Source organism: Sinomicrobium kalidii, assembly GCF_021183825.1.
GTDB classification, from domain to species: Bacteria; Bacteroidota; Bacteroidia; order Flavobacteriales; family Flavobacteriaceae; genus Sinomicrobium; species Sinomicrobium kalidii.
The window spans coordinates 2872531-2882988 of sequence record NZ_CP089211.1 but is presented as its reverse complement, the minus strand read 5'-3'; the positions used below and the strand labels follow the sequence as shown (position 1 = coordinate 2882988).

The window sequence follows — 10458 nt, the reverse complement described above, 5'->3', positions numbered from 1 at the left end:
TTTACTATAGCATTTTAAGCGCGTTTTTGATAATCCCTTCAACACTTAAATCCGGTGATCCCTTGGCAATTTTATCAACAACTTTTTCGGATTGTTTCCGGGCAAAGCCCAGTACCTCTAATGCTGATAACGCTTCTTCCCTGTTTGTATTGCCCTTATCCTCAGAAATTTCTTCGCCGCCGTATATTTTCAGCACCTTATCCTTGAGGTCCAGTATGACGCGCTGTGCGGTTTTGGCCCCTATACCTTTAACACTCTGTATAACGGCCACGTCGTCTGCAGTTATGGCATCTCTCACCTGAACGGGGGTTAAGGAAGAAAGGAGCGTACGGGCCGTACTGGTACCTATCCCCGAGACCGAGATCAAAAGCCGGAAAACATCGCGTTCCGACTTATCGGCAAAACCAAAAAGTGTCTGAGCATCTTCCCTGACGTGAAGATGCGTATAGAGTTTTAATTGTTCATTATCAGATATTCTGGAATAGGTATGCAGTGAAATATTCAGAAAATAACCTACTCCATTACAATCTATGACTACATCAGTAGGGTTTTTCTCTATCAATCTTCCTTGAATATGTGTAATCATATAAAATCGGTTAGCTGTCCAAATGTAATAAAATATTTCACAAAAAAAGGCACTAAATGTGAGATGTGATGTGCAATGTGTAAATTCAGGGGTTTCATATTTTTCCCGCTGACCCGGTTTTGGCGTATACAGAAAACCGTTGCGGCCATCGCAAGTCCCTTACACTTTCCGCCATTTTTTTCGTACCTTTAATATGAAATTGCAAATTTCATATATGATGAAACGCATTTTAGTTCCCACCGATTTTTCAGACGAGGCGGAATTTGCGCTCGATGCTGCAGCCTGGCTGGCCCGGCAGTTCGGCTCGGAAATATACCTTCTGCATGTGCTGGACCTTCCGGTTCACCTGGCAACCGAAGAAACGAGTGAACTCCCGGAAGCCATATTTTTCATGAAGCTGGCACACCAAAGGTTCGAGTCTTTTATTGACAAACCTTACCTGAAGGGAATTACCGTCCGGGAAACAGTGGAATCCGACAGCATCCCGCACGGGATAGCAAAGGCAGTAACGGACAATGATATAGATATGATTGTCATGGGATCGGGCGGGGCCTCGGGATTCAGGGAAATGTTTATCGGTTCCAATACCGAAAAAGTGGTACGCACTGCGGAAGTACCGGTATTTACGTTAAAATCAAGGCTCGACCTAAAATCCATAACTCATATGGTTTTTGCTTCGGATTTCTCTGTGGAAACCACAGCACCTTATAAGCAGGCCCTGAACTTTGCCAAAAAATTCGGGGCCGCCATGCACCTGCTTTTTGTAAACACTCCCAATAATTTTGTGACCACCCGGGAAGCGGAAAACAGGATGAACCTGTTTATAAAGAACGGGAAACCGAAAAAATACACACTCAATATCTATAATGACCACACTGTAGAACACGGCATTATCCACTTTTCCCGGGCTATAAATGCCGATATCATAAGCCTGAGCACCCACGGTCGCAAAGGGCTGGCCCATTTCTTTAACGGTAGTATCAGCGAAGACCTGGTTAACCACGCCATGCGTCCGGTGATCACATTTAAAATACCGGAGGATACTGAAGAATAAGGTATTTCATTCAATACAGGATTCCGCAACCCTATTTCCGGGTCCGTACCCTTTTTAAATAGCTTATGAAATGATAAGGAAGACGCTTAAAAAGAAGCAATCAATGCAGTGTTAAAACAAAAAGAGACGCCGGATCGACATCTCTTTTTTTGTTGGCCTACAAGGACTCGAACCTTGAACGACTGGACCAAAACCAGCTGTGTTACCAATTACACCATAGGCCAGTACCTTATTGCGGATGCAAATTTATAACAAACTTTGGTTTGCGCAAATATTTTTTCTGCTTTTTTAACCGCCTTTTCTTCCTGTCAATACAGGCATATCAGCAGGCTTTAACCTTTATTTATGAAAATATAGCCTTTTTATTGTTATTTTCACTTCCCAAACACCGGAATTCCATGAAATCAGCTACTTTTAACCGCTGGAATACGGCCTTGGGATGGGGCGTATTCTTCATTGCACTAATCACTTACGGACTGACCGTAGCACCCACCGTCAGCTTTTGGGACTGCGGCGAATACATTGCCTCTTCCTCACAGCTCGAAATAGGCCATCCTCCCGGGGCTCCCCTCTTTCAAATGCTCGGCGCCGTGTTTGCTCTGTTTGCCACCGGCTCTGAAGATATTGCACTCACTGTGAATTGTATTTCCGTACTTGCCAGTGCCTTCACCATCCTGTTTATGTTCTGGTCCGTTACGCACCTTGTAAAACAGATGATCGGAAAACACCGGGAAATGTCAACCCACACCGCTATCGCAGTTTTGGGAAGCGGCTTCACAGGTGCCCTTACCTTTACTTTTTCAGACAGCTTCTGGTTCAGTGCCGTGGAAGCCGAAGTATATGCCATGGCCAGCCTGCTCATGTCGCTGCTGCTCTGGCTGGGGCTCAAATGGACCGACGAAATCAACACTCCGCGGGGACATCGCTGGCTCCTGCTTATTGCCCTTGTTACGGGAATGGCCTTCGGACTTCATTTCATGGGATTCCTCGCCATCCCTTCCATAATCCTGCTGTACTACTTCAAAAAATACCGTAACATCACAATTAAAAACTTTGTCATAGCCCAGTGTATTGCCGTTCTTGTCCTTTTCCTGGTCTATCGTTATTCCCTTACCTACACCCTGAAGTTCTTCAGCTGGAGTGAACTGTTCTTCGTAAATACGTTCGGGCTTCCTTTCCATTCGGGTACAATGATCGCAGCCTTTATGCTCTTCCTGGTGTTTTTCCTGGCACTCCGTTACACCAGGCGAAAAAAGCTGTACAAGGCCAATACCATAGTACTTTGCCTCTTATTTATGTGTATCGGTTTTTCTTCCTGGATCATGCTTCCTGTAAGAGCTAATGCCCACACTCCTATCAACGAAAATGATCCTTCGGATGCCCGGTTACTGCTGGCCTATTACAACAGGGAACAATACGGAAACGCCAATTCCCCGCTTTACGGCGCCATGTATTCCGACAGGTTTGCTTCACAGGACCCCGACGATCCCTATAAAGATGACAAACCCAAATATGAACAGGATAAGGAAACCGGAAAATACACCGTTGTAAACAACTTCAAAAATACTTTGTCCAATCCCAACAGCAAGCACGTAGATATATTCCCCAGGATGTGGAGCACTGAGCACGCTGCCAATTACATAAAACTCTCCGGTCCCCCGGACTTCAGCATTAAACCCGAATATGCCAACAGTACAGAGTTAAAAGACACCATCAACCGGTTCCGGGAAGACTATGCCAACGGTAATATAAATGAAGACGGCTACGTCGATTTTCTTCAGCAACTAAGCCCATATATTGATGTGGAACCTCCCGGGCTGCCGGATAATCTCGGGTTTATGTTCCGGTATCAGTTCGGCTATATGTACTGGCGCTATTTTATGTGGAATTTCGCCGGCAGACAGGACGATATTCAGGGTGAAATGAACAATCACGGCAACTGGATAAGCGGTATAAAGTCCATAGACGAACAGCACCTGGGGCCACAGGACAATCTGCCCTCGGATGTACTGAACAACAAAGCCCGGAACACTTATTTCTTTTTACCCCTCATCCTGGGAATCATAGGATTTATTTTCCAGTTGCGAAAAGACCCGAAACGGTTCTGGGCATTGCTGGTATTCTTCCTCTTTACGGGAATTGCCATACAGTTCTACACCAATGTACGCCCCTTTGAACCCAGGGAAAGGGATTATTCGCTTGTAGGCTCCTTTTACATCTTTGCCATCTGGATCGGCATGGGGGCCTTTGCATTATACCGCGGGTTACAGAAGCTACCGGCCCCAAAAATAGCTGCCCCGGCAATAAAAATAGCCTGTTTGCTTGCCGTACCGGCTGTTATGGCCTATCAGAACTGGGACGACCACAACCGTTCCGGGCGTTATATCGCCAGGGCCATGGCGAGAAATACGCTGGATTCCATACAGAAAAACGCCGATGCCATTGTCTTCACCATGGGAGAAAATGATATTTTCGGGATGTGGTATACACAGGAAGTGGAAAAACACCGTACCGACGTACGGGTAGTATATCCCGGTTACCTCGCCACCGACTGGTATATCGACCAGATGAAGCGAAAGGCACACAAGAGCGATCCTATACCTTCACAACTCACTCACAAGCAATATGCCTACGGAACAAGAGACATCGTATACCACCAACCTCTGACAGACGAAAGATGGGACATCAAACGGTTCATGAACTGGATTTCCAATGACAAGCACACCATAGACAGCCTTATAAAAAAACAGGGAGGCGACCCCGACCGGTATCCGGAAAGGTACCGGAATGCCATTTTCTATCCAACGAATAAGATCCGCGTTCCCGTTAATAAACAACAGGTATTGCAAAGCGGCCTGGTCAGGGAAAAAGACGAGGAGCTTATAGAAAACCACATTGACATTGACCTCCCGGAAAGCGGCATCACCAAAAGCCAGATGATGATGCTGGACATCCTGGCCAACAACAACTGGAAACGCCCGCTCTATTTCACCGGGGGAAGCCTTGATCCGGCAAACTATTTATGGCTCAGGGAATACTTGCAACTGGACGGCATGGTGTATAAACTGGTGCCCATAAAGACGCAGATTCCTCAGGACAATCCCTATGAGATGGGAAGAATAGATACTGAACTCATGTACGATATCGTTATGAAGTGGCACTGGGGCAATTCGGGTTCGGACAAAGTGTATCACGATTCCATCATCCGAAGAAAAGGAATTTCCTACAGGATAAACATGGCACGCCTGGCAGAAACCTTATTAAAGGAAAACAAAAAGGAAAAAGCCAAAAACGTTATGGACCTTGCCATGGAAAAAATGCCCCTGGAACACTATGGATATTACACTTTTCTGGAGCCTTTTGTAGAAGGGTATTACCGGGCAGGGGAACGCGAAAAAGCACGGGAATTATTTGCCGGAACGCGTCAGAAATACCGGGAAAACTTGGACTATTGCCTCACTTCAGAGGAACATCCGTTTATAACCCGGGAAGATGTGCTGCATGACCTGCAACGCTACAGGGCCCTTGTCAACATCGTTATGGAGAACGACAATAAAAACTTCGGAAAACAAGAAACCGAAGCGTTCAACCGTTATCTCGACAGGGCGGAACACTATTATTCCCGTTAATGACAGCAGTTTTCAGATACGACGGGAAACCATTAAACGTTGAAAAACCGGATTATATACTGAATTATTATTAAATTCGCCTTTTCAGAGAAAACCAAGTTCATGACTACAGCTACATTTAAACGATGGGACACCATAGTGGGATGGATTGTATTTGCCATCGCTTTATTAACCTACGGACTCACCGTCGAACCCACCGTAAGTTTCTGGGATTGCGGCGAATACATAGCTACCTCGGCCCGGCTTGAGGTAGGGCACCCACCGGGAGCACCGCTTTTTCAGATGCTCGGTGCCTTCTTTGCCATGTTCGCCCCCGGAACGGAATACGTGGCGCTCATGGTCAACTGTATGTCGGTACTTTCCAGTGCCTTTACTATTCTCTTCACATTCTGGATCATCACCAACCTGGTAAAAAAAATAGCAGCCAACGAAGGGGAAATAACAAAACCGGTTGCCATAGCCGTTTTCGGCAGTGGTGCGGTAGGCGCCCTGGCTTATACGTTTTCCGACAGCTTCTGGTTTAGCGCAGTAGAAGCCGAAGTATATGCCATGGCCAGCCTGCTCATGTCAATGTTGTTCTGGCTGGGCCTGAAATGGACGGACGAACTGGACACCCCACGTGGAAACCGCTGGCTCGTACTCATTGCCCTGATTATAGGCATGACCTTTGGCGTTCAGTTTATGGGGTTCCTCGCCATTCCTTCCATCGGACTGTTATATTATTTCAAAAGATACAAAACCACTACAGTAAAAAACTTTCTGGCAGCCAACATCATCGTGGTAGCCCTGCTGCTGCTCACCTATAAATTTTCGCTCACCTATGTCCTGGAACTTTTCGGATGGAGTGAGATCTTCTTTGTCAATGCAATGGGACTTCCTTTTAATTCAGGAACCATTATTATGGGGATTATTTTTATCCTGATATTTTATTTCGCCCTGCGTTATACCCGGAGAAAACAGTTGTACAAGGCCAATACCATTGTCCTTTGCTTCCTCTTCATGTTCATCGGTTTCTCTTCCTGGTTCATGTTGCCGATACGGGCCAACGCCCACACCCCGATCAACGAGAATGATCCGGCAGACGCCCGTGCACTGCTGGCTTATTACAACAGGGAACAATATCCCGGTGTGGACAGCCCGGTTTACGGAGCCATGTATTCCGACATGTTTGCCGGACAGGACCCGCAAAACCCGTATAAAGACGACACACCCAAATACGAACAGGACAAGGAAACCGGGAAATACATTATAGTTAACAAACACTACAAAAATTCCATTCCCAATAACCACAGTAAACACGTAGGCTTGCTGCCGAGAATGTGGAGTTCGGAACACGCAGGCAATTATATGAGGTTCACCCGGCCGCTCGATTTCAGGATACGTTCGGAATACCTGTCCAACAGCGATCTCAAAAATGCCATCAACCAGTTCAGGACCGATTATGCCAACGGCAGGATAGATGAAGACGGTTATGTGAATTTCCTCCAACAGTTCGGGCAGTATATCGAAGTACAGCCGCCTTCACTGGCAGATAATATAAAATTTATGTTCCGGTTCCAGTTCGGCTACATGTACTGGCGTTATTTCATGTGGAATTTTGTAGGACGACAGGACGACATCCAGGGAAAAATGGACGACCACGGCAACTGGCTAAGCGGCATCGGGTTTATCGACGAATGGCACCTGGGCTCGCAGGATAACCTGCCCTCCGATGTTCTGAACAACAAGGCAAGGAACACCTATTTCTTCCTGCCCCTGATCCTGGGACTCATAGGACTCATTTTCCTGATACGCAGAAACCCGAAACAGTTTTGGGTATTGTTCGTATTCTTTATGTTTACGGGGATTGCCATCCAGTTTTATACCAATGTACGCCCCTTTGAACCCCGTGAAAGGGATTATTCGCTGGTAGGCTCATTCCTCATCTTTTCCATCTGGATAGGTATAGGTGTTTTTGGCCTGTATGAAGAATTTAAGAAATGGCTGACCCCGAAAATACTTGCCCCCGTAGTTACGGTAGTGTGTTTATTTGCCGTTCCCGTACTCATGGCTTCCCACAACTGGGACGACCACGACCGTTCCGGCAGGTACACCGCAGAAGCCATTGCCCGGAATTACCTGAATTCCGTTCAGGAAGATAAGGGAGGCATTATATTCTCTATTGGTGATAACGACACTTTCGGCCTGTGGTATATCCAGGAGATCGAAGGGCACCGTACCGATGTAAGGGTCATAAACTCCAGTCTCTTTGCCACCGACTGGTACATTGACCAGATGAAGCGCAAAGCCTATGAAAGCGACCCCATACCGTCACAACTCACCCACTCGCAGTATGCCTATGGCATCAGGGACGCGGTGTACTATCAGCAACTTACAGACGAACGCTGGGACATAAAGCGCTTTATGAACTGGATCGCCAATGACGAAAATACTATCGGAAACCTCATCAAAAGGCAGGGCGGCGACCTCAGTCAATATCCGGAAAACACAAAAAGCACCATCTTTTATCCCACCAATAAGATAAGGATTCCGGTTAACAAGGAAAATGTATTGAAAAGCGGGTTGGTCAAGGAAAAAGACAGTGCGCTTATTGTAGACCACATTGACATTGACCTGCCGAAAAGCGCTATTGGTAAAAACAGGATGATGATGCTCGATATCCTGGCCAATAACGACTGGGAACGCCCCATCTATTTCACAGGGGGAAGCTTTGCCTCCGCAGAATACATCTGGATGAAGGATTACCTGCAACTGGACGGTATGGTCTACAAACTGGTACCGATCAAAACCCCGGTAGAACAGGGCAATTTTGAAATGGGAAGGATAGACAGCGAACTGATGTATGACATCGTTAAAAGCTGGTCCTGGGGCAATTCCGAATCCCCGGATATCTATCACGATCCGGAAACCCGGAAAAACAGTATATCCTATCGCAGTAACATGGCAAGGCTTGTAGAAACCCTGTTAAATGAAGGTAAGGACGAAAAAGCCGGGGAGATCATAGACCTCGCCATGAAACAATTCCCTTTTGAATTCTACGGCTATTATGTTTTCCTCGAGCCCTATGTAGACGGTTATTACAAAACCGGACGTACCGAAAAGGCCAGGGAACTGTTTCTGAAAATAGCCGGAAAATACCAGGAAAACATTTCGTATTACCTGTCTTCAGGGAAAGCCTTTACCTCCCAGGATAAGGTCATATACGATATTCAACGTTATCGCAGCCTTGTAGATATTGTTGTGGAAAACGACGAAGAGGCTTTCGGCAAGGAACAAACCGATACCTTTAACCAATACCTGGACAAGCTGGAGCAATCTTATGGCGGAGAAAGTGATTCACTGGAAATTACGGAGTAAATAACTGTAAAAGACGAAAAAAGACACCCGATATTAACTTTTTTTAAAAATCAAAAGACTTTTTTCGTATTTTAGTAATGTTATTTATTCCGATTAACATTTACACACATCGCTTTATCAGACAGACATGGGTTTCTTTAAGGATTTTAAATCGTTCCTGTTAAAGGGCGATATCGTTAACCTTGCCACAGCCGTTATCATAGCAGGTGCGTTTGGCAAGATCGTCTCTTCGTTTACCAACGACCTTTTAATGCCTCCGATAGGACTGGTATTGGGAAATGTAAATTTTGCCGACCTGAAATATGAACTCCGCGAAGCCGTTACCGACGCTTCCGGGGAAATTACCAGGGCAGCGGTTTCCATTAATTACGGTAACTTTATCCAACTGGTTATTGATTTTATTATTATCGGATTTTGTATATTTATGGTATTGAAAGCCTATGAAAGGACCCGGAAAAAGGAAAAACCGGCACCGGCAGCTCCTGCAGGCCCCACACAGGAAGAATTGCTTGCAGAAATAAGGGATTTGTTGAAAAAATAGACCGCTTCACTACATATTCTAACCCAAAACCCTCCTTTGCGGAGGGTGTTTTTTTGTAAAAGAACTCAATACAGTGCACTGTCTTCTAAGAAATGATTGTTACAATTAAAACATTTTGTTTTAAAATTATAATTCTTTTCTTTTCGTGCTTGTCCCTATGATTTTTATACCTACTTTTGCTTACTCAAAGTTGTTTAACCTTATTTAGCTAATACAGACGTATGAAAGTTGCAGTTGTAGGCGCCACCGGTATGGTTGGCGAAGTTATGTTACAGGTGCTTGCAGAGCGCCGTTTTCCCGTGACAGAATTATTGCCCGTTGCTTCGGAAAGATCCGTGGGCAAGGAAATACTCTTCCAGGGCAAACCCTATAAAGTGATCGGCCTGGAAGAAGCAGTAGCTGCCCAACCGGCAATTGCCCTGTTTTCAGCAGGAGGGGCCACTTCACTGGAATGGGCACCCAAATTTGCCGCTGCAGGCACTACTGTTATCGACAATTCCTCGGCCTGGCGTATGGACCCCGATAAAAAACTTGTGGTTCCCGAGATCAACGGCGACCAGGTAACCGGGGAAGACAAGATCATTGCCAACCCCAACTGCTCTACCATACAGATGGTCATGGCCCTTGCGCCCTTACATAAAGAATATACCATAAAAAGAGTGGTGGTTTCTACCTACCAGTCCATTACCGGTACAGGTGTTAAAGCCGTACGCCAACTCCAGAATGAGTATGAAGACAAGCAGGGTGAAATGGCGTATCCCTACCCCATACACAAAAATGCATTGCCGCATTGCGATGTCTTTGAAGAGAACGGGTATACCAAAGAAGAAATGAAGCTGGTAAGGGAAACCCAGAAAATACTGAATGACAACACTATTGCAGTTACCTCTACCGCTATCCGGATACCCGTGGTAGGCGGGCACAGCGAGTCCGTTAACCTGCAATTCGAAAATGATTTCGACATCAACGATATCAGGAAGATACTCAGCGAAACCCCGGGAGTGACCGTACAGGACAATCCGGATACCAACACCTACCCCATGCCCATCTATGCACAGGGCAAGGACGACGTTTTTGTTGGCCGGATACGCCGCGACCATTCCCAGCCCAACAGCCTGAATCTCTGGATCGTTGCCGACAACCTGAGGAAAGGAGCTGCCACCAATGCGGTGCAAATTGCAGAACACCTCGTTGCACATCAACTGGAAGTATAATTATTTCCCATACCGGGAAATTCGGAACTATAGACAAAGGAGCGTGTTTGCCCATGCAGATACGCTCCTTTGATTTT

Annotated in this window: 6 protein-coding genes and 1 tRNA gene; 5 read left to right on the top strand and 2 right to left on the bottom strand. The window is 46.1% G+C overall.

Annotation, left to right across the window (positions count from 1 at the left end; translation table 11 throughout):
• Window positions 1–4: 4 nt before the first annotated feature.
• Window positions 5–586, bottom strand: coding sequence for a Holliday junction branch migration protein RuvA (ruvA, locus tag LS482_RS11520; protein WP_233027681.1), 582 nt, complete (start codon window positions 584–586; stop codon window positions 5–7).
• A gap of 214 nt (window positions 587–800) precedes the next feature.
• Between ruvA and LS482_RS11515 the strand changes: the two genes are divergently transcribed.
• Complete coding sequence (locus LS482_RS11515) at window positions 801–1640, top strand: universal stress protein (RefSeq protein WP_367890571.1); 840 nt, start codon at window positions 801–803, stop codon at window positions 1638–1640.
• A gap of 152 nt (window positions 1641–1792) precedes the next feature.
• Here LS482_RS11515 and LS482_RS11510 read toward each other — a convergent pair.
• Window positions 1793–1864, bottom strand: a tRNA-Gln gene (locus tag LS482_RS11510).
• A 174-nt stretch (window positions 1865–2038) separates the two neighbouring features.
• On the opposite strand from LS482_RS11510, the gene LS482_RS11505 reads away from it, so the two are divergent.
• The 4 genes from LS482_RS11505 to LS482_RS11490 all read left to right on the top strand — a co-directional run bounded on the left by LS482_RS11505 (window position 2039) and on the right by LS482_RS11490 (window position 10381).
• Entirely contained in the window at window positions 2039–5269 is a 3231-nt protein-coding gene (locus LS482_RS11505; protein ID WP_233027680.1) for a glycosyltransferase family 117 protein, read from the top strand.
• Window positions 5270–5371: 102 nt separating this feature from the next.
• Window positions 5372–8626, top strand: coding sequence for a glycosyltransferase family 117 protein (locus LS482_RS11500; protein ID WP_233027679.1), 3255 nt, complete (start codon window positions 5372–5374; stop codon window positions 8624–8626).
• Window positions 8627–8753: 127 nt separating this feature from the next.
• On the top strand, window positions 8754–9167 hold the full coding sequence (mscL, locus tag LS482_RS11495; RefSeq protein WP_233027678.1) for a large-conductance mechanosensitive channel protein MscL: 414 nt from the start codon (window positions 8754–8756) through the stop codon (window positions 9165–9167).
• Window positions 9168–9388: 221 nt separating this feature from the next.
• Window positions 9389–10381, top strand: coding sequence for an aspartate-semialdehyde dehydrogenase (locus LS482_RS11490; RefSeq protein ID WP_233027677.1), 993 nt, complete (start codon window positions 9389–9391; stop codon window positions 10379–10381).
• The last annotated feature ends 77 nt before the right edge of the window (window positions 10382–10458 follow it).

Coding starts and splice junctions, on each gene's coding strand:
- ruvA (WP_233027681.1), bottom strand. CDS start 586: ATGATTACACATATTCAAGGAAGATTGATAGAGAAAAACCCTACTGAT.
- LS482_RS11515 (WP_367890571.1), top strand. CDS start 801: ATGATGAAACGCATTTTAGTTCCCACCGATTTTTCAGACGAGGCGGAA.
- LS482_RS11505 (WP_233027680.1), top strand. CDS start 2,039: ATGAAATCAGCTACTTTTAACCGCTGGAATACGGCCTTGGGATGGGGC.
- LS482_RS11500 (WP_233027679.1), top strand. CDS start 5,372: ATGACTACAGCTACATTTAAACGATGGGACACCATAGTGGGATGGATT.
- mscL (WP_233027678.1), top strand. CDS start 8,754: ATGGGTTTCTTTAAGGATTTTAAATCGTTCCTGTTAAAGGGCGATATC.
- LS482_RS11490 (WP_233027677.1), top strand. CDS start 9,389: ATGAAAGTTGCAGTTGTAGGCGCCACCGGTATGGTTGGCGAAGTTATG.